Annotated in this window: 21 protein-coding genes; 17 read left to right on the forward strand and 4 right to left on the reverse strand. The window is 33.1% G+C overall.

Going from position 1 to position 19809, the window contains the following annotated elements; genetic code table 11:
* The first annotated feature begins 9 nt into the window (after window positions 1-9).
* From DG508_RS05065 to DG508_RS05090, 7 genes are all read left to right on the forward strand, one after another.
* On the forward strand, window positions 10-858 hold the full coding sequence (locus DG508_RS05065) for a helix-turn-helix domain-containing protein (protein ID WP_108867086.1): 849 nt from the start codon (window positions 10-12) through the stop codon (window positions 856-858).
* A gap of 45 nt (window positions 859-903) precedes the next feature.
* Window positions 904-1377 carry a hypothetical protein gene (locus DG508_RS05070; protein ID WP_108867087.1) on the forward strand — a complete coding sequence of 158 codons (474 nt, stop codon included), beginning with the start codon at window positions 904-906 and terminating at the stop codon, window positions 1375-1377.
* Between the two features lie 41 nt (window positions 1378-1418).
* A complete protein-coding gene (locus tag DG508_RS05075; RefSeq protein WP_108867088.1) occupies window positions 1419-1790 on the forward strand; it encodes a DoxX family membrane protein in 372 nt (123 codons plus the stop codon).
* Window positions 1791-1959: 169 nt separating this feature from the next.
* Entirely contained in the window at window positions 1960-2115 is a 156-nt protein-coding gene (locus DG508_RS20965; protein ID WP_158250473.1) for a hypothetical protein, read from the forward strand.
* A gap of 153 nt (window positions 2116-2268) precedes the next feature.
* Complete coding sequence (locus DG508_RS05080) at window positions 2269-2817, forward strand: carboxymuconolactone decarboxylase family protein (RefSeq protein ID WP_103866299.1); 549 nt, start codon at window positions 2269-2271, stop codon at window positions 2815-2817.
* A gap of 126 nt (window positions 2818-2943) precedes the next feature.
* Window positions 2944-3312: a cupredoxin domain-containing protein gene (locus DG508_RS05085; protein WP_108867089.1), complete on the forward strand. Its 369-nt coding sequence runs from the start codon at window positions 2944-2946 to the stop codon at window positions 3310-3312.
* 107 nt (window positions 3313-3419) lie between these two features.
* Window positions 3420-4142: a hypothetical protein gene (locus DG508_RS05090; protein WP_108867090.1), complete on the forward strand. Its 723-nt coding sequence runs from the start codon at window positions 3420-3422 to the stop codon at window positions 4140-4142.
* A gap of 15 nt (window positions 4143-4157) precedes the next feature.
* Here the strand turns inward: DG508_RS05090 and DG508_RS05095 are convergent, their stop codons facing one another.
* Window positions 4158-5156, reverse strand: coding sequence for a Gfo/Idh/MocA family protein (locus DG508_RS05095; RefSeq protein ID WP_108867091.1), 999 nt, complete (start codon window positions 5154-5156; stop codon window positions 4158-4160).
* Between the two features lie 186 nt (window positions 5157-5342).
* Between DG508_RS05095 and DG508_RS05100 the strand changes: the two genes are divergently transcribed.
* From DG508_RS05100 to DG508_RS05145, 10 genes are all read left to right on the forward strand, one after another.
* A complete protein-coding gene (locus DG508_RS05100; RefSeq protein ID WP_108867092.1) occupies window positions 5343-6203 on the forward strand; it encodes an AraC family transcriptional regulator in 861 nt (286 codons plus the stop codon).
* A 275-nt stretch (window positions 6204-6478) separates the two neighbouring features.
* A complete protein-coding gene (gene kynU, locus DG508_RS05105) occupies window positions 6479-7747 on the forward strand; it encodes a kynureninase (protein WP_108867093.1) in 1269 nt (422 codons plus the stop codon).
* Window positions 7747-9144 (forward strand): FAD-dependent oxidoreductase, encoded by a 1398-nt coding sequence (locus DG508_RS05110; protein ID WP_108867094.1) that lies wholly within the window; start codon window positions 7747-7749, stop codon window positions 9142-9144. Before kynU ends, DG508_RS05110 begins: the two co-directional genes overlap by 1 nt.
* A gap of 30 nt (window positions 9145-9174) precedes the next feature.
* The gene (locus DG508_RS05115) at window positions 9175-9591 is read left to right on the forward strand and encodes a RidA family protein (protein WP_108867095.1); all 417 of its coding nucleotides are present in this window, start codon (window positions 9175-9177) and stop codon (window positions 9589-9591) included.
* 25 nt (window positions 9592-9616) lie between these two features.
* Entirely contained in the window at window positions 9617-10384 is a 768-nt protein-coding gene (locus tag DG508_RS05120) for an IclR family transcriptional regulator (protein ID WP_108867096.1), read from the forward strand.
* Window positions 10385-10402: 18 nt separating this feature from the next.
* Window positions 10403-11845, forward strand: coding sequence for an aldehyde dehydrogenase (locus tag DG508_RS05125; protein ID WP_108867097.1), 1443 nt, complete (start codon window positions 10403-10405; stop codon window positions 11843-11845).
* A gap of 30 nt (window positions 11846-11875) precedes the next feature.
* On the forward strand, window positions 11876-12655 hold the full coding sequence (locus tag DG508_RS05130; RefSeq protein ID WP_108867098.1) for an SDR family oxidoreductase: 780 nt from the start codon (window positions 11876-11878) through the stop codon (window positions 12653-12655).
* Between the two features lie 123 nt (window positions 12656-12778).
* Complete coding sequence (locus DG508_RS05135) at window positions 12779-13303, forward strand: 3-hydroxyanthranilate 3,4-dioxygenase (RefSeq protein ID WP_108867099.1); 525 nt, start codon at window positions 12779-12781, stop codon at window positions 13301-13303.
* Window positions 13304-13349: 46 nt separating this feature from the next.
* Entirely contained in the window at window positions 13350-14432 is a 1083-nt protein-coding gene (locus DG508_RS05140; RefSeq protein WP_199912757.1) for an amidohydrolase family protein, read from the forward strand.
* Between the two features lie 84 nt (window positions 14433-14516).
* Window positions 14517-15158 carry an O-methyltransferase gene (locus DG508_RS05145; RefSeq protein WP_108867101.1) on the forward strand — a complete coding sequence of 214 codons (642 nt, stop codon included), beginning with the start codon at window positions 14517-14519 and terminating at the stop codon, window positions 15156-15158.
* A 72-nt stretch (window positions 15159-15230) separates the two neighbouring features.
* Here the strand turns inward: DG508_RS05145 and DG508_RS05150 are convergent, their stop codons facing one another.
* The 3 genes from DG508_RS05150 to DG508_RS05160 all read right to left on the reverse strand — a co-directional run bounded on the left by DG508_RS05150 (window position 15231) and on the right by DG508_RS05160 (window position 19761).
* Entirely contained in the window at window positions 15231-16727 is a 1497-nt protein-coding gene (locus DG508_RS05150; RefSeq protein WP_108867102.1) for a S8 family peptidase, read from the reverse strand.
* Between the two features lie 340 nt (window positions 16728-17067).
* Window positions 17068-17361 carry a Sec-independent protein translocase subunit TatA/TatB gene (locus DG508_RS05155; RefSeq protein WP_108867103.1) on the reverse strand — a complete coding sequence of 98 codons (294 nt, stop codon included), beginning with the start codon at window positions 17359-17361 and terminating at the stop codon, window positions 17068-17070.
* Window positions 17362-17451: 90 nt separating this feature from the next.
* Window positions 17452-19761: a M1 family metallopeptidase gene (locus DG508_RS05160; RefSeq protein WP_108867104.1), complete on the reverse strand. Its 2310-nt coding sequence runs from the start codon at window positions 19759-19761 to the stop codon at window positions 17452-17454.
* Window positions 19762-19809: the final 48 nt, after the last annotated feature.

Below are 19809 nucleotides of genomic sequence, written 5' to 3' on the forward strand. Positions count from 1 at the left end.
ATATCAAATATGATCAAAGAGTTTAAAGAATTTTCAACAGGAGCTTTATTAAAAATAGGAAACGAAGAACTATTAAAGTCTTATACAACATCAACCATTATTGATTTATATACTTTTATTTGGTCTCAGAGCAGTGAAGCTGTTATTGAGATTGATGGGGTCTCAACGACATTACAAAAAGATAGAATCGTAGTATTAACCCCCAATCAATATTTCAGATACATTAGTGGATCTGGTAGTATTGTATATCAATTTAACCGAGAGTTTTATTGTATCAAAGATCACGACAAAGAAGTAAGCTGTATGGGAATACTTTTTTACAGTAACAATACTGCTCCTCTAATAGAATTAAACAGTACCGAACACAACAAACTAGATCAGCTACATAAAGTTTTCTTAGATGAGCTTGGTACTGTAGATACTATTCAGGCTGAAATGCTCAGGATGCTAATGGCTAGATTCATAATCACAGTTACACGTCTTATCAAACAACAAAATAATTATAGTAAACTGGGTAATCAAGTAGACCTAGTTAGAAATTTTAATATACTAGTAGACTCTCATTTTAGAAAAGAACATAGTGTAGGGTTTTATGCAAAACAGTTATTCAAATCCCCTAAAACACTCTCTAATAATTTTGCCAAATTTGGTAAAAGTCCATTACAGATCATTCATGACCGAATTATATTAGAAGCCAAACGTTTACTCATCTATACCGATAAATCTGCCAAAGAAATTGCATACGAAATCGGATTTGAAGATGCATCTCACCTCAGCAGAATGTTCAAAAAACACACATCTTTCTCTCCTTCTGAATTCAAAAAACAATTAAAATCAGAAATTATAGAACAGTATTAGTGTATTAAAAATTAATAGCACATCAAGTAATTTAAAGTAAAGAAAATGAAAAATTTACTTCATCCTCTCAAAGCAATAATAATTGGACTTTCATTTTTTATCTATACAACAAATAAAGCACAGGTAACTTATGAGAACCAGTTAGAAACAATATATCTGAATAATTATACAGAAGAAATGACCTATGCAAATAATTTTAGTGCTTTAAATAATGGGCTAATTGCTATGGGTAAAGTTAATTTTGGGTCAGAAATCAAAAAAGCAAAGAAAAACAAAAGCAACCTAGTCTTTTTATCAAAAAGAAATAACATTCAAATTCACACCTATAATTATCTAAAAATTATACGCAAAGGAGCCAACAAAAGTACTGACAGCAAAGTCTTTATTCATTTTGTATATGAGAAATTTCCTGAATTAATCAACCAATTCAAGAAAGATAATAACCTTAAAGAATTGTATTTTATCTCTAGAAAGAATACTTTTAATGGGAAAATAGACGCTTTACCCTTTATTTTATAACGGGATTACCTTACTCAAAATTAAACAAATACTAACCCAACATGAAAAAGATTTTACCCCTATTGTTACGAATTATTGTAGCTATAATCTTGATTCAAACTTTAAGATTTAAATTTACGGCACATCCAGACAGTGTATATATTTTTACAAAAGTTGGGATGGAACCTTATGGTAGAATAATAACTGGAATAACAGAACTTATTTCAGGAATTTTAATATTAATCCCAAGAACTGCATGGATAGGTGCAACGCTTAGTTTAGGAATTATTGGAGGAGCCATTATGATTCACCTCACTAAACTAGGTATCGAAATTAATAATGACGGAGGAATTCTTTTTATAACCGCCATTGTAACTTTTATACTGAGTGCTATTATTTTATGGATCAGAAGAAAAGAAGTTAAGTTTTTTTGACAATAAAAAAAATAGCAACCTCATTTATATCCAAATGATCTCAACTCCTCTACACCTAGAGGAGTTTTTTTATTTAAGGGAATAATTGACAAGTAACAAGGAAGAACTATCATTCTTTTTCCTCTAAATATGCAAGACCTTTGTACTATCAATTTTAAAACCATATAAAATGAAAATACATAATAAATCAATCTTCAATTTGATAGAGATTTTTGGTCAAGGAAAAAAAAGAATAATCAATTCTATACATCCTAAAACTCATTGTGAACAAAAAGGTCTTCATGATTTTTACTGTAATACAGAAAAAGTATTGGTCAACAAATAGAAGAAAGAGTTGTCAGGGAAAATTTGACAAGAAATCGGGAAAAATAACTATTCTAATCCCACAAATTACACCTGATCTTTGTATCAGATAAAAAAACAAAATTTAACACATCCAAAAAATCAAATTTTGGATACTAATAAAAACAATAAAATTATGAGCACATTTAATGTTCCAACTAGAGAAGAAGTAAACACTAGCAATCAAGCAATTTTTGATAATTTAAACAAAGCATTAGGATTTGTTCCAAACTTATATGCTACTTATGCACATAGTGAAACAGCATTAGAGAACTACCTAAACCTTGCAAATGCAAAAACCTCTCTTTCTGCAAAAGAAAAAGAAGCTGTTAATCTTGCTGTAAGTGAAGTAAACGGATGTATTTACTGTTTATCAGCACACACTGCAATTGGTAAAATGAATGGTTTTACAGACGAGCAAATATTAGAACTTAGAGCTGGTCATGCTTCTTTTGACACAAAACTTGATGCATTAGCTAAACTAGCTAAAAATGTTACAGAAAACAGAGGAAAAGCTGATCAAGAAGTAATCAATAATTTTCTTTCTTCTGGATACAACAAAGGAAGTCTAATTGATACAATCGTTCTTGTAGGAGATAAAACTATCTCAAATTATGTACATGGAACGACTCAGATTCCAGTTGACTTCCCTGTTGCTCAACCATTAGAGACTACAGGAGTTTAATACTATAAATTGGTAACCATATTATAAATCCACGATAATTGAATTCCATCAGAAAAGGATGAACTCATAACATTGTTCTTCCTTTTCTGAAAAAATTAAAATCATTTAAATACATAAATTAAAATCATGAAAAAGTTAATCACTGCATTTTTATTCATTCTAGCAATCACTTTTAGCGCACAAGCGCAACAAGTAAAAACAGTATCTTTAGAACAAACTAAAGGAGAATTTACTCAAAAAGGAATTACCCTTTCAGAAGGCAGCTATGTTTTCAATATTTCTAACAATGATGTTGGAACTGATGTTGGCTTTGTATTAGTACCTGAAGGAAAAGATGCTTCTGATGCAAAAAATCATATAAAGACTGCTTATGTAACAAAAGTAGTTGCAAATGGTAAGACAGAAAGTTCAAAAACTGTTGCCTTAAAAAGAGGAACTTATAAATACTTCTGTCCACTAAACAAGACTCCACAATACACTTTGGTTGTAGAATAGTCTTTTTACATTTCTTTAAAAAAATAGAAACCTTACTAAATAAGATTAGTAAGGTTTCTATTTTTTATATTTTAGCAAGAAAATAAACCTAAAATATAATTGATCTGATGAAAAAACTTGTAATACTTACATCACTCGCCCTACTTTGTATTGCTTGTAACACAAATATCAAAAAAGAAAAACAATATGATGAAGATATAGAAATAAGAGACCCTAAACCTATATCAGATAATCAAAAAAAAATACCAACAACTGCAGAAGCTATTGCTCACGCAAATGGTTTACAACATTGGAATAAAGTAACAGAAATAAGTTTTACATATAACATCGATCAAGATAGCCTTCATTATGAACGATCATGGAACTGGAAACCTAAAACTGATATTGTAACTTTAATCTCTCCCAAAGACACTACAACATACAATAGAGCCCAAATAGACAGCACCTCTATAAAAGCAGATCAACGATTTATTAATGATAAATACTGGTTACTTGCCCCTTTTAACCTTACATGGGATTCAAAAAGCTTTACATCAAAACATCAAGTAAAAGCCATAGCACCTATAAGTAACACACAAATGCAAAAGCTTACCATTGTATATAAAAATGATGGAGGGTATACACCTGGTGATGCCTATGACTTTTATTTTGAAGGAGATTTTATAATTAAAGAATGGGTATTTAGACAAAAAAATCAAAAAGAACCTTCTATAATCACTTCTTGGGAAGATTATCAAGACTTTAACGGTATCAAAATCGCTAAAATGCATAAGCAAATTGAAGGAAATCGGATACTGTATTTTACAAATATTAAAATCATCACTCAATAATAAAATACTCCAAAACTATATTTCTGTCACAGGTTTTACGATAGCCCAAGTTCCTGTTTCTTTTGACTCTTCTGATGCCAATCCTATACATTGCAAGTTAGCTACTTCTATAGCATTTGCATAGCTAGGTATTCCAGACTCTACAGCATCTAGAAAAGAAGAAATCGATTCATGCATCCCTGGCCAGTCTGCATATGGCTGTATCGCTGGTAATAACCGAATATCCCATATAGGATTTCTTTTTGTCCTTGTTTTTAATTCTCCAGTTAAAACATCAATATGCATATCCCCATTATCTCCAACAACTTCTATTTTTATAGTCAATACTTCAACACTATCTATATTTACCTTAAACTCGCCCCAAACTCCGTTATAATCAAAAAAACAAGTGCTTTGGCTTTGACGGCGCCCCTGAGTACCATAACCATCCATCAAAAGTACACGTTTAGGGCTGGAATCTAATAAAACATTAAGAACATGAACATACCAAACTGATAAACGATTTATAGTATTTGTATCTTGATTAGAATCTCTTCCCCAATTCGACTGTAGACGAATACTCGCCGTTTGCACATTTCCTATAGTTTGTTTTTTTATCAATTCTGAAGCCATACTTATTGCAGGAACAAGAGCAAGTTCTAAATCAGCATGAGTAATTTGCTGAGCAGCAAGCAACTCTTTTAACACTTCGGGGATCAATACTCTTGTATGTGCTATCGGAGGTTCATAAAAAATAGCCTTGGCAGAGTTTACCCCTGCAATAATAGCATTTGCATGAACCTCATCTGGCACAGCAATCATTACCGCTTCTATTTTTATTGAGTCTAGTAAATCCTTATACCCCCTATAAATATCAATAGTATCTCCAAAATCCGCTCTAATCATCTGTATAGTAGCTTCACTTCTAGCAGAAATAGCAACTATTTCTGCTCTTCCGTCTCTTCTTAATGCAGGTATATACGCATCTTTAACCCAAGATCCATAACCAATAATTCCTAATTTTATTTTTGTCATATATTAATCACATTGTGGAGTTTAGTTTTCTAAAAGCTTCCTTGTAAATTTACTTTGAAGTAGTTTCCTTTTGTCTGATTCAAAAGTAAAAACACTGTCTTATTTTTTGTAAAACAAAATATCCAAATCATAAGACATATTATTCTTTGATTTTTGATTATTAATAATAAAAGATAGTTTTGTCATATGAAAATATCTTATGAGCCTATATACCTAAATCAATCTGAATCACTCAAGGTTCAAAAATATACACATACCTCAAAATGCAGTAGTGTAAGTTGGCACCTACATGCCAAATACGAAATTGTGTATATTAAGAATGGGCAAGGAAATATTCAAATAGATTCGCATTATGAAAAATACACTGAAGGAACACTCATATTTTTAGCTCCAAATACTTCTCATATGCCTTTTGGGAATAGTGTATTCAAAAATAACATAGAAATTGTTATCCATTTTTCAGAAAACTTCATCTCTGATAAACTAGTTCACTTTCCTGAATTTGATTCGATATCAAAATTTTTAAAAACAATCACAAGTGCAATCATATTCTCTTCAGAAACACACAAGAAACTAGCTTCTTTATTTTCTAAATGTGAGAAACAAAATAAAACCGAAAAATTATTAAGTTTTTTAACAATTCTCTACGAGCTATCTATTGCAAAAGGCCAAAGATCTGTATCAAAAAACAAGCTCTTTCTTGATAGCAATAAAGACTCACTAGAAAGAGTTTCTAAAATATATCAATATATAAATGATAAATATGACCAAGAGATACGTTCAGAAACTTTAGCAAAGCAATTAGGGCTAACCCCTAACTCTTTTTGTCGAATGTTTAAAACAGCTACCAATAGAAGTTTTATTGATTTTGTAAATGAATTTAGAATAAAAAAGGCTCAAGAATATTTTAAGTACAATGATAGTGCAATATCAGAAGTAATGTATCAATGTGGTTTTAATGATCCTTCATATTTCTCAAGACAATTCAAAAAATACACAGGTATAACCCCCTCAATCTACATTAAGCAACTACATCAATCTAAGTGATATCAAACTATCTTATACCAGTTATACTTTGAATTTACTGTAAAAAGAAAATCAGCTATTTTTTGTTTATGCAAAGAAGAAAAAGAAAATTTTATTGTGGTAAATTCAAAGTGTAAATGGTATTACTACAATTGATGTATTTCTCAAACAAAACCCTTACCATATTCGTTCTGTAATTTTGCTTGATAAAAAGTCAAAATAAAGTCAATTGTTTTTTTGGTATCATTATATTTTGTAATTTAGTGAAACACTGTTTCAATTATTAAAACACTAAAATGGGAGTAGCACTAAAAACAGGTTTAGAATATGCCAAAGAATTGGATCAAAAAGATAAAATAGCTCACTATAGAGATCAATTTCATATTCCAAAAACCGCTGATGGTAATGATTGGGTTTATATGTGTGGTAATTCTTTAGGGTTACAACCAAAAATCACACAACAATACATTCAACAAGAATTAAACGATTGGGCAAACCTAGGTGTAGAAGGCCATTTTGATGCCAAAAATCCTTGGCTACCGTATCATGAATTCTTAACAGACACTATGGCAAGGGTAGTTGGCGCAACACCTATCGAGGTTGTAATAATGAATACATTGACGACCAACCTACACCTACTAATGGTATCTTTCTACCAACCAAATACAACCAAATACAAAATTGTTATAGAAAGTGATGCTTTTCCTTCAGACAGATATGCTGTAGAATCACAATTACATTTCCATGGATTTGATCCCAAAGAAGGGATCATAGAATGGAAACCTCGAGAAGGAGAAGAATTATTACACATAGAAGATCTAGAAACTATTCTTGAGCAACAAGGAGATGAAATCGCTTTATTATTAATTGGCGGTGTAAATTACTATACAGGGCAATATCTGGATCTCAAAAAAATTGCTGATTTAGGGCATGCACAAAATTGTATGGTTGGTATTGATTTGGCACATGGGGTAGGAAACATTCAACCAGAATTACATAACTCAGGAGTAGATTTTGCAGCATGGTGTACCTACAAATACCTAAACTCTGGTCCAGGAAGTCTAGGTGGTTTATTTATCCATGAAAAACATGCCTATAATAAAAACCTAAAAAAGTTTGCTGGCTGGTGGAGTCATAATAAAGAAACTCGTTTTAATATGCGTCAGGAATTCGACATAATGCCTGGAGCAGAAGGATATCAATTAAGCAACCCTCCTATCTTATCAATGGCAGCTATCAAAGCTTCTTTAGATATATTTAATGAAGTAGGAATGGATCCCATTCGCCAAAAATCAAAAGCATTAACCAGCTATTTTGAATTTTTGATCAATCAAATAGATACAGATAGAATCAAAATCATTACACCAACCAATCCAGAAGAAAGAGGTTGCCAACTCTCTATTCAAGTAAAAAATGCAGACAAAAGCCTGCATCAAAAACTCACAGAACATCATATTATTACAGATTGGCGAGAACCCGATGTGATTCGTTGTGCTCCTGTACCCTTGTATAATAGTTTTGAAGATGTACACAAAGTGGTAGAAATATTAAAAACACTCGTATAATGCAGGACAAAGAAAACATACTTATCATTGGTGCTGGCCTCTGTGGTTCTCTATTAGCCTTAAGATTAGCGCAAAGAGGATATCAAGTAACAATGTATGAGAGCAGACCCGATCTAAGAACTACAGATATATCTGCAGGTCGTTCTATAAACCTTGCATTATCTGATCGAGGACTAAGAGCAATGAAGATGGTAGGGATAGTAGATAAGGTACTCCCCTTTTGCACCCCAATGTATGGTAGATTAATTCATGATATACAAGGAAATACATTTACCTCTAATTATTCAGGAAGAGATGGAGAATACATCAACTCAATTTCTAGAGGAGGACTTAATGGACTGCTACTTACCGAAGCCGAAAAACATGATAATGTAACTATTCATTTTAATAAAAAATGCACTAGTGTTGATATAGAAAACACCACAGCAAAATTCAAATGCTATATTACCAAAGAAAAGCATGAAGTCTGTGCTGATCTTATTTTTGGAGCAGATGGTGCCGGGTCAGCACTTAGAAAAAGTTACTACTTAGAGAAAAAATTCTTATTCAGCTATTCTCAAAATTACCTCACTCATGGATATAAGGAATTAGAAATTCCCGCAGATAAAATTGGAAACCATCAAATAAGTAAAGACCATTTACATATCTGGCCACGAGGACAATATATGCTTATCGCATTACCTAATCTAGACGGTAGTTTTACAGTAACATTATTTTTATCTTATGATGAAGGAGCGTATAATTTCAATAACCTCACAACAATTGAAAAAGTTACAGAATTTTTCAAAACACAATTTCCAGATGCGCTAGATTTAATTCCTGATATTGACAATGAATTTTTTAATAACCCAACAGGAGCACTAGGTACCGTAAAATGTGCACCTTGGTATTATAAAGGAAAAACATTACTTATGGGTGATGCTGCCCACGCCATAGTACCTTTCTATGGACAAGGAATGAATGCTTCTTTTGAAGATGTTGTTGTTTTTGATGAAATCTTAGATCAACATCAAGGAGATTGGGAAACCACTTTCAAAGCATATCAAAAAATACGAAAAAAAGATACCGATGCTATCGCAGATTTAGCTATAGACAACTATTACGAAATGCGTGATCATGTCGCTAATCCAATTTTTAAAGAAAAAAGAAAAATAGAAATGGACTTAGAAAAAACATTTCCTAATGATTATTTTTCAAAATATTCTATGGTAACATTTAATGAGACTATCAATTATGCAACCGCTATGAAAATTGGAAGAGCGCAAGACAAAGCTTTACTCAATCTAATTGCAGATAATGAACTCGATACTGATGCAAATCTAAAAACGGTATTGCATAAGGTACAACAGCAAACCAAGGAAATTTTACAAGAAGATAAAGTCGCTGGTTTACAATAAATATAACAACAATCATAACTCATACAAATCATGAATAAAGGAAAACTGATAGAAGGCAAAGCAATACCAAGAGGTAAGTTTCCTCATGTAAAGCGTGTAGGTGATTTCATATACGTTTCGGGCACAAGCTCCAGAAGGCCTGATAATTCATTTGAAGGTGTAGAAGTAGATGAATTTGGCACCACGAATTTAGACATCAAAGCTCAAACAAAAGCGGTTATAGAAAACATTAATGATATTCTACAAGAAGAAGGCGCTAACATAAAAGATATTGTGGATGTTACTTCTTTTCTGGTAAACATGAATGATTTTGGAGGATATAATGAAATTTACTCGCACTATTTTGACTATGATGGACCAACCCGAACTACTGTTGCGGTACATCAGCTACCACACCCTCATTTATTAATAGAAATCAAAGTAGTAGCCTATAAAAAACAGCGCTAATTAAACACATAGAATAAATACAATCATGAGTAACGCTATAAATAAAAAAATTCTAAACACTTCTGTTGAAAAAGCATTCAAAATTTTAGACTGCTTTTCTACACATCATATAGAATTAGGTGTTACCGAGATTGCCAAACAAATGAACACTAACAAAAGTGCTGTATATAGAATGTTGGCAACTATGGAGGCTTTAAATGTTATCCAGCAAAATCCAGAAAATGAAAAATATCGCTTAGGGCTTAAATTATTTGAACTAGGACAAAAAGTGAGTATTCATAAAAATTTTATCGCTAAAGCTAGGCCTTTTATGGAGGAATTGGTAAAACGAGCGGGAGAAACAGCTCATTTAGCTATACACAAAAACCAGAAAGTATATTTCTTGGACAAGGTTGTTGGTAGGCATGATTTGCAAATAAATTCTCAAATTGGTTCTGAAAAACCTTTGCACTGTACTGGATTAGGAAAAATCATATTGGCTTTTGCACACCCTAACTACAAAGATATTATCAAGGATCTTGATTTAATATCAGTTACCAAAAACACAATAACCAATAAAGAGAAATTGATCTCTGAAATTGAAAGCATTAAACATAAAGGGTTTGCTTTGGATATCGAAGAAAATGAAATCGGATTAGTCTGTGTAGCTGCACCTGTTTTTAATACGACTGGAAAATTTATTGCCGCTATTAGTACATCTGGTCCCTCTGCAAGATTTAATAAAAATGAAATTAAAACCTATACTGGTGATCTTAAACAAACAGCAGAACAGTTAAAACATATTTTCAGCTAATTGAAAACGTAACAGAAAATGAAAAAAATATTCAACTATATCAACGGTGAATTCAAAGCCCCAATAGAAGATCAGTGGATTGATAACTACAACCCTTCTATAGGAGACGTATATAGTTTACTACCAAATTCATCTACTGTAGACGTGCAAAATGCATATGAGGCTGCTGAAAAAGCTTTTCCTGAATGGTCAGAGACACCGCTAGAACAGCGCAGTAAAGTTTTATCCAAAATAGCTTCATTAATCACAGAAAACTTAGACCAACTTGCCAAAGCAGAAGCTATAGATAATGGTAAACCTTTAAGTCTCTCAACAAGTATAGATATTCCTAGAGCTTCTAGTAATTTTCAGTTTTTTGCACACGCTCTAACTCAATTTGCAAGTGAAGCCCATGAGAGTACTGGTTTTAATGCTATCAATTTTACATTGAGACAACCTATAGGAGTTGTTGGCTGTATCTCTCCTTGGAATTTACCATTATACTTATTTACATGGAAAATTGCTCCTGCTCTAGCCGCAGGTAACACTGTCGTAGCTAAGCCAAGTGAAATTACCCCCATGACAGCCTATTTATTGGCAGAAATATGTATCAAAGCAGGAGTACCAAAAGGAGTATTAAACATTGTTCACGGCCTAGGTAATACAACAGGACAAGCCATAATAGAACACCCTAAGATAAAGGCTATATCTTTTACAGGAGGTACAGCTACAGGAGCCCATATTGCCAAAACAGCAGCCCCTATGTTCAAAAAGCTATCACTAGAACTAGGAGGCAAAAACCCTAATTTGATTTTTGCAGACTGTGATTATGAAAAAATGTTAAGTACAACACTGCGATCTTCATTTGCTAACCAAGGGCAAATATGCCTATGTGGTTCTCGAATATATGTAGAAAGAGCTATCTATGATAAATTCAAAACTGATTTCATCGCAAAAACGAATGCCTTAAAAATCGGAGCACCTCTTGATGCTGAAACCAATATTGGTGCACTCGTATCCAAATCTCATCTAGAAAAAGTAAAATCATATATCGATATAGCTACAGCAGAAGGAGGCACCATCCTTTGCGGGGGCAATTATGTAACCGTAAAAGGATATGAAAATGGATATTACCTTCAACCTACAATTATAGAGATTAACAATACAAATTGCAGAGTAGCACAAGAAGAAATTTTTGGTCCCGTGGTTACCATTACACCATTTGATAGTGATGACGAAGCTTTGGCAATGGCAAATGATGTGCGCTATGGGTTATCCTGTACTATCTGGACAAATAACCTTAACCGAAGTATGTATATGGCCAAACATGTACAGGCAGGTATTGTATGGGTAAACACTTGGATGATGCGTGATTTGCGTACTGCTTTTGGTGGCACCAAAGATTCTGGCGTAGGAAGAGAAGGAGGTTTTGAAGCATTGCGCTTTTTTACAGAACCTAAAAACATTTGCATACAATATTAAAGAATAGTATAAACTACAGAAATAATTATAATGAATCTAAATCTCACTCATAAAAATGCATTAGTCTGCGGTAGTACGCAAGGCATAGGAAAAGCATCTGCAATACAACTGGCAGCATTAGGTGCCAATGTCACTTTGGTTGCAAGAAATGAAGAAAAACTGCAAAGCGTGATAAAAGAACTTGCAACAGACTCAACACAAACACACAATTATATTGTTGCTGATTTTCAAAACCCTGATAATCTAAAACAAAGGATCTCCTCTACTGGAACAACCTTTCATATTCTTATTAATAATACAGGAGGCCCTGCAGGAGGCCCTGTCTTTAATGCCTCCTTAGAAGAATTTGAACGTGCTTTTACCCAACATCTAAAATGTAACCACATACTAGCGCAAGCAGTTGTACCAGGAATGAAAACAGATGGTTATGGTCGTATAATCAATATTATTTCTACCTCTGTAAAACAACCACTAAATGGATTAGGAGTCTCTAATACCATAAGAGGTGCTGTAGCCAATTGGTCTAAGACATTGGCCAATGAGCTGGGTGCTTATGGAATTACTGTGAACAATGTATTACCAGGAGCTACTGCTACAGAACGATTAAATGAAATTATAACCAATAAAGCAACAAAGACAGGAAAATCAATAGATGAAATAGCTAGCGCTATGCAAAATGAAGTCCCTGCCAACAGGTTTGCAAAACCAGAAGAAATAGCTAATGTAGTAGCCTTTTTAGCATCAGAATCAGCATCTTATATTAATGGAATAAATCTTCCTGTTGATGGAGGAAGAACAAAATCATTATAGGTAAGTTAACTATTTCTTATTACCTAATGAACATCAAAATAAGTACATTTAATACAAAATACAAATCTTAATTATTATAGATTTTTCACAACAGAAACGACACATCTTAATTAAAACAAACATATGAGCAATCTAGTTTCACCTTTGAATTTTAAAGCTTGGATAGACGAACATCGTCATTTACTTAAACCACCTGTTGGTAATAAATGTGTATGGAAAGATGGTGATTTTATTGTAATGGTCGTTGGCGGCCCAAATAATAGAAAAGATTATCATTATAATGAAACTCCCGAGTTCTTCTATCAGGTAGAAGGTGATATTGTACTAAAAATTATAGATAATGGAACCCCTAAAGATGTGCATATCAAAGAAGGAGATATTTATTTATTACCCCCCAAAGTACCACACTCTCCACAACGAGGAGCAAATACTGTTGGGTTAGTAATAGAATATCCTAGAGAAGAAAAAATGATGGATGCTCTTGAGTGGTATTGTGAGAATTGCAATACCCAATTATACAGAGAAGAGTTTGCATTAGACAACATAGAAACTGATATGCCTATAATCTTTGATAAGTATTATAGTGATCGAACAAAGTGTACCTGCCCTAACTGTGGAGCGGTAATGGATGCTCCTAACAAGAGATGAGAATTGGTTAAAATCCTTAAATAATTAACAACAGGAACTATCTATAATGAAAAGAAAACTTCGAATAAACGGTCATTCACATTTATTACCTTATCCAGAAGAAATCCCTAAATTTATGAAAGATAAAGAGATTTTTTGGGTAGATGATGAGCGTAAATATATGTTACAAAAAGGATGGAAACGCCCTGTTACTCACTCTAGTTTTTTTCTAGATGAAAAATTAGAGTGGATGGAAATCAACAAGATTGATCATGCAGTAGTACTCAACCTTTCTCAATTATATGGTAATGGGTTACGACTAGAAGAAATGAAACATGCACTACGATTTCAAAACGATTTTAATGCTCATGTACAACAAGATCACCCTGATAAGTTTTCATGTGGTTTTGTAATACATCCAGGTTTTATCAATGGAGCGCTATGGGAAATGGAACGTTGTGTAGAAGAATTAGGAATGCGGGTGTTATGTTTACCTACCCATTTTATGGATTCTATTGGCCAATGGAGATGTATTTTTGACGAAGAAAACGATCCTATTTTTGAACTGGCAGATAAGTATAAATTAGCAATAGAGGTACACCCCTATGATGGTGATAAAATGATAAAATTAGAAAATGTCTCTTGGCGTTTTCATTTGGTATGGATGCTAGCTCAATGTGGGGATGCTTATCATTTTTATACCCTTAACGGAATGCAGAGTCGTTACCCCAATATTAGAACTTGTTTTGCACATGGTGGGCAATTGGCGCAAATGAATTTGGGGCGTCGTATACAGGGATTTGATGGAAGACCCGATTTATTTAAAGGAAAACAACACCCTAGAAAAGCAGTTGGACATCCTAACATATACTTTGACACTTTGGTTCATGACACTGACTCCTTAAAGCTTACTGTAGACCGACAAGGAAGTAATCAAGTTATCATGGGACTTGATGATCCTTATCCATTAGGTGAAATGGAAAGTGAACCGCAATCTTCTTACCCAGGAAAGATTCTAGATTTGGCTCTGGATCGTGATATTATTACTCCAAAAGAATATGATGATATCTGGGAAGATAATGTTTTGCGCTGGCTATTTGGTGATAACCAAGAAGCTAAACAGGCTTTGATCGATATGATCTTGAAATAAAAGCATATTTTTATCTAACAAAATCACTTTAGACCCAACAATAAATTCCTTGTACCTATATTAAAAAAACAACAGTAATTAATTATGCATTTCATTCCAGAAGAACTAGATACATATGTAGTAAATCATACCCAAAAAGAACCTGAGTTACTACAACAACTAAATCGCGAAACATATCAAAAAATATTACAACCTAGAATGCTTAGTGGAGCATACCAAGGTAGGGTTCTAAGCATGTTATCTAAAATAATAAACCCTAAAAACATATTAGAAATAGGGACTTATACCGGATATTCTGCAATATGTTTGGCAGAAGGATTACAAACAAATGGAGAGTTGCATACCATTGATATTAATGAGGAGTTAGAAGATTTTCAAAGGAAATATTTTGATCTTTCTGATTATGGCAAACAAATTCATCAACATATTGGCGATGCCACTCAAATTATTCCTAATCTTGATAAAAAATTTGACTTGGTATTTATTGATGCTGACAAACCAAATTACCCTCTATACTTTGATTTAGTTATTGACAAAATTAACTCTGGAGGTATTATTCTATCTGATAATGTATTATGGACAGGTAAAGTAATCGAAGAAGTTAAAGACGATGATCTATCTACAAAAGCCCTTTTACAATACAATAAATTACTGGTAGAAGATCAAAGAATTGAAACAGTACTGCTACCTATAAGAGATGGATTAACGATCAGTAGAAAAATCTAACTTATTAAAAACAAAATAAAGCGGAAGTCATATCGATGGTCTTCCACTTTATTTTAGCGCAATTAACTTAACTTATTGAACAGCTTTTAAAGCATCAATATTTCCATACCCATACTTACTGTTTCTATTAGGGTAAAAATCCCCAGCTTTCTTTAACTTATCAAGTACCTGGTTTCTGGTCATGCTTGGATTACGTGCCCATACCAAAGCTGCAATTCCTGCGGTAGTAGCTGTAGCAATAGAGGACCCTCCTACATATACCTGTGTTCCTGTATTAAAACCAAGTGTTGGCATTTTTCTATTAGAATCTCCTGCTCTTTCCATTACAATAGTAAAATCAATCTTATTTCCATCGTGGCAATTTCCACAACTGTTATATCCATTATCTTTCAAGCCCGTTACTGCAATAGTTTCTGACATAGTCGCTGGAAAAATAACTCCATACCAATTTGTAAATATGGTTGATGTTCCTCCTGCTGCAATAATCAACTTACCTTTTCCGTATGCATATCTCACAGCATCTTTTACATTACCGATAGACCATGGGTATCCAATTGACATCGAAATAATTTTAACTCGTGAATTATTCCCTAATCCTTTTAGCGCATTGCTTACTCCTTTGCGTTCATGGTAATCATTTAGCACAACATCTTCTGTTCCTCTATAAGAAATTAAGTTACAATTATAGGCCACTCCTACGGGCATAAAATCATTATTTCGAGGAGAGGAGATTGCTGCTGCCATAGTAGTACCATGACCACATCTATCATTGGGTCCATCAACATTATCAGACCACCACCATGGAGAATCAATAAATGTTCCGTATCGTTGTATGCTTCTTCCGTTTGAAGCTCCATCATTAAATCCACTACCTAATAAACTCTGATTTGCCGAAATTCCTGTATCAATCAAACCAACGGTAATACCTGAACCTGTACTATAATTCCATGCTTGTGGTATTTTATGAAGATCAAAATTCCAAGGGACTCGGGCATTTGGAGAAATTACTCTGTAATCTCCACTATGAATAGTTTGTCCCCCTGTACTACAACCTGCAGATTTTTGTTGAGGAGTAGCTTCTTGCAAATAGGAACCATATCCTATTGGCTCTAAATATCTAATTTGATCTGTTTCCTGCAAAGCTATTATAGTTTCAAGGTGTGTAACTTTTACATCAGTCACATTAAGTATTTCATCTGCAGATAACACAGAACTAGTTTTTTTTACTCCCTCTGCAGATGCCACAATTTCATAAATATTATCTAGCGCATTGACAAGTCTTGCTGACTTCTGAACAGAGAAACTTTCTCCTTTTTCTCCATAGCCAATACTCAGTACCTCTCCCCCGTGCATTACGGCACTCCATAATACAACTGCAGGTGCTTTGGTCCAGTTTACATCTCCTTTTTCTTTTAATTCAGTTTGGATGTATTTATTAACTTCAGAAATGGTTAGTAATTTTTGTGATTCAGAAAAATCTGAATTTGGTTCGATAATTTCATCTGGATTTTCTTTGGAACAAGAAAATACGAGAATTAAGATGGTGATAAGAAAAGTGATTTTTTTCATTTTAGAATAGGTTTTAAGTTTGTGTATAAAATCAAGTGAGTGATTCAATAAAAACACATATAAAATGTATTTTTCTTAATTTGAAAGCGAATATATTAAATATTATCTAAATATTTAGCTATAAAATTATCATATCATCATTTCAAAACCATCTATTATGCTTGCATAACACAAACAAAACAATAATACAATCATGGGGAACCTCAGTATTAACAAGGGGTTTTATCTTTTAAGGCAAACAGAGATAAACGTTTCAAAAAAAAACTCTTTTTTTGAAAATTAATTAGAATATACAAGGAAAATCTACTGAAAACTGGTTACAAGAAGAGGTGTTTCAGGTTTATCGTTGGCGCTTTATTGGCCCAGTAATGTCTTCAATATCATCTTTGACCTGCTCTATTTCCTTTTTTATATCAGAAGTAATAGAAGTGGGAATATCTGTATCAATACCATGCTTTTCTGCGCTTTTGGTAATCTCAGTCTTTATATCGTTTGTAGCATCTTTTATAACTCTCATTCCTTTACCTAATCCGCGTGCTATTTCTGGAATTTTATCTGCTCCAAAAACCATTACCAATATAAAAACTATAAAGGTAATTTCTGTGCCACTAATAAATAAAGGTAATGTTATCATACGCTACAAATATAGTCAATATTATATAGAAAAAAGCCATCCCAAAAGACTTCTGGGATGGCTTTTATAAATCTATAGAAAAACAGCAACTTATTGCCCTTTTACTCTATTTTTAAATTGTTTAAATTTCCCTATTCTTTTTGTTTTTGGCCAGCTATTATTTGATGTATCTATATCTGCTGTTTCTTTTTTAGGGTCTACTACTATTTTTGAAATAACCTTTTCTGAAGCTATAGCTCTTTTTACTTGATGGTCATTCTTTCTCCATATTTGCGCTGGATATGTTATCGTTTCTGTACTTCCGTCTTCGTACGTATACTCTACAATCAATGGCATTACTAACCCTCCTGGCTTTTCAAAAGTAATTTCATAGAAAAACTTAGGGTTTTTAACTTGTTTACGTTCTTCTATTGAAAAATTATCCATTAAATACTCTTTTAATGACTTTGCGTCACTAATAATATTTCCATTACTTTTCATGCTTTCATATTCATCAGTACCATCTTTTACCATGAATACAAGTGGCCCCAAATCTTCTACTGTTGCTCCTCTAGAAGCGACATAATCTTTTACTTTTTTATTAGGCTCTTTGGTAACAACATACTTCTTTACTTCTTTTACACCAAGATCTGTATAGTCTGTAGTATAAAACCATCCTCTCCAGAACCAATCCAAATCTACAGCAGACGCATCTTCCATAGTTCTAAAAAAGTCTTCTGGAGTTGGGTGTTTAAACATCCATCGTTGTGCGTAGGTTCTAAATGAATAATCAAAAAGATCTCTACCCATCACTGTTTCTCTTAAAATATTAAGACCTGTTGCTGGTTTAGAATATGCATTTGATCCAAATTGGTGTATATTATTAGATTGAGACATGATAGGGGATAAGAAATTTTGGTTTCCGCTCATGTATGGTATAATTTTATGTGCAGGTCCTCTACGAGAAGGGTATTTTTTATCGCTTCCTAATGCTTTTGGATACCATTCTCCAAAATCTTGTTCTGCTACATATTGTACAAAGGTATTAAGTCCTTCATCCATCCATGTCCATTGTCTCTCATCACTATTCACAATCATTGGGAAGAAATTATGCCCTACTTCATGAATAATCACACTCATCATACCGTATTTTACTCGATCACTATAATTTCCATCAGAGTCGGGTCTTCCGTAATTCCAGCATATCATAGGATATTCCATTCCTTGATTTTTTGCATGTACAGAAATTGCTTTATGATAAGGATAATCAAAAGTCATTCTACTGTATGATTTTAATGTACTAGCAACTACTTTTGTAGACCAATCTTCCCAAAGAGGGTTTCCTTCTTTTGGGTACATAGAAACTGCCATCACATCTTTTCCTCCAATTTTAACCGCCATCATATCCCAGATAAATCTTCTTGAGGTAGCAAAACCAAAATCACGAACATTTTCAGCTTTTAATTTCCATGTTTTTTTCTCATTAGAAAATGTTGTCTCTTTTGCTTCAGCTTCTTTTTGAGTAACAATTACTACTGGCTTATTATATGATTTTTTCGCTTTTTCATAACGGTTCATCATATCTTTACTATATACTTCTTTTCTATTAACAAGTACTCCTGTACCATCTAAAACATGATCAGCAGGAACTGTAATATTTACTTCAAAATCACCAAATGGTAATGCAAATTCTCCTCTACCCCAGAATTGGTGATTCTGCCATCCTTCTACATCATTATAAACTGCCATACGAGGATAAAACTGTGCTATTACATAAGCTCTGTTTCCTTCTTCAAATTCTTCATAACCTGACCTTCCTCTAGCATCTACGTGGTTATTTATATTATACCACCAGTCAATCGAAAACACAAATTTTTCTCCAGATGCAAGATTTTTTGGCATCTCAACACGCATCATAGTTCTATTGATCGTATAAGTAAGAGGGTTTCCGTTGTTATCTTTTACGGCTGTTACATTAAAACCTCCATCAAAAGGTTCTGACATATATTTCTTTAAAAAATCTTGCGGCGTCGTTGCTGGCTCAACACGATTGGATTCAATCAATGGTGATTTAGAATCCTTAGCACGAACATTTTGATCTAATTGAACCCACAGAAATTCTAAATCATCAGGAGAATTATTGGTATAGGTAATTGTTTCTTTTCCTGTTAATTTTTTGTTTTTATCATCGAGCTCAATATCCATCTTATAATCAGCTTGTTGCTGATAATATGCAGGCCCTGGAGCTCCAGATCCAGTTCTATACATATTTGGAGTTGCAAACTCATCATACATTTGTTTGAATTTGTTCTGATTAGTATGTCCTAATTCACGAACATTTTTAGTCTCTTCTTGATCTTGAGCATACGAAACTCCTGATATCAAAAAAGTCACCGAGAGGACTAAAAGTATCTTTCTCATTGTAATGGTTTTGAATTAATTGTTAAGGATTTGCAAAGTAATTGTTTT

Source organism: Aquimarina aquimarini, assembly GCF_900299535.1.
GTDB lineage: Bacteria > Bacteroidota > Bacteroidia > Flavobacteriales > Flavobacteriaceae > Aquimarina > Aquimarina aquimarini.

Bases quoted from the DNA above. Each gene is read 5' to 3' on its own strand.
- DG508_RS05065 (WP_108867086.1), top strand. From the start codon at position 10: ATGATCAAAGAGTTTAAAGAATTTTCAACAGGAGCTTTATTAAAAATA.
- DG508_RS05070 (WP_108867087.1), top strand. From the start codon at position 904: ATGAAAAATTTACTTCATCCTCTCAAAGCAATAATAATTGGACTTTCA.
- DG508_RS05075 (WP_108867088.1), top strand. From the start codon at position 1,419: ATGAAAAAGATTTTACCCCTATTGTTACGAATTATTGTAGCTATAATC.
- DG508_RS20965 (WP_158250473.1), top strand. From the start codon at position 1,960: ATGAAAATACATAATAAATCAATCTTCAATTTGATAGAGATTTTTGGT.
- DG508_RS05080 (WP_103866299.1), top strand. From the start codon at position 2,269: ATGAGCACATTTAATGTTCCAACTAGAGAAGAAGTAAACACTAGCAAT.
- DG508_RS05085 (WP_108867089.1), top strand. From the start codon at position 2,944: ATGAAAAAGTTAATCACTGCATTTTTATTCATTCTAGCAATCACTTTT.
- DG508_RS05090 (WP_108867090.1), top strand. From the start codon at position 3,420: ATGAAAAAACTTGTAATACTTACATCACTCGCCCTACTTTGTATTGCT.
- DG508_RS05095 (WP_108867091.1), bottom strand. From the start codon at position 5,156: ATGACAAAAATAAAATTAGGAATTATTGGTTATGGATCTTGGGTTAAA.
- DG508_RS05100 (WP_108867092.1), top strand. From the start codon at position 5,343: ATGAAAATATCTTATGAGCCTATATACCTAAATCAATCTGAATCACTC.
- kynU (WP_108867093.1), top strand. From the start codon at position 6,479: ATGGGAGTAGCACTAAAAACAGGTTTAGAATATGCCAAAGAATTGGAT.
- DG508_RS05110 (WP_108867094.1), top strand. From the start codon at position 7,747: ATGCAGGACAAAGAAAACATACTTATCATTGGTGCTGGCCTCTGTGGT.
- DG508_RS05115 (WP_108867095.1), top strand. From the start codon at position 9,175: ATGAATAAAGGAAAACTGATAGAAGGCAAAGCAATACCAAGAGGTAAG.
- DG508_RS05120 (WP_108867096.1), top strand. From the start codon at position 9,617: ATGAGTAACGCTATAAATAAAAAAATTCTAAACACTTCTGTTGAAAAA.
- DG508_RS05125 (WP_108867097.1), top strand. From the start codon at position 10,403: ATGAAAAAAATATTCAACTATATCAACGGTGAATTCAAAGCCCCAATA.
- DG508_RS05130 (WP_108867098.1), top strand. From the start codon at position 11,876: ATGAATCTAAATCTCACTCATAAAAATGCATTAGTCTGCGGTAGTACG.
- DG508_RS05135 (WP_108867099.1), top strand. From the start codon at position 12,779: ATGAGCAATCTAGTTTCACCTTTGAATTTTAAAGCTTGGATAGACGAA.
- DG508_RS05140 (WP_199912757.1), top strand. From the start codon at position 13,350: ATGAAAAGAAAACTTCGAATAAACGGTCATTCACATTTATTACCTTAT.
- DG508_RS05145 (WP_108867101.1), top strand. From the start codon at position 14,517: ATGCATTTCATTCCAGAAGAACTAGATACATATGTAGTAAATCATACC.
- DG508_RS05150 (WP_108867102.1), bottom strand. From the start codon at position 16,727: ATGAAAAAAATCACTTTTCTTATCACCATCTTAATTCTCGTATTTTCT.
- DG508_RS05155 (WP_108867103.1), bottom strand. From the start codon at position 17,361: ATGATAACATTACCTTTATTTATTAGTGGCACAGAAATTACCTTTATA.
- DG508_RS05160 (WP_108867104.1), bottom strand. From the start codon at position 19,761: ATGAGAAAGATACTTTTAGTCCTCTCGGTGACTTTTTTGATATCAGGA.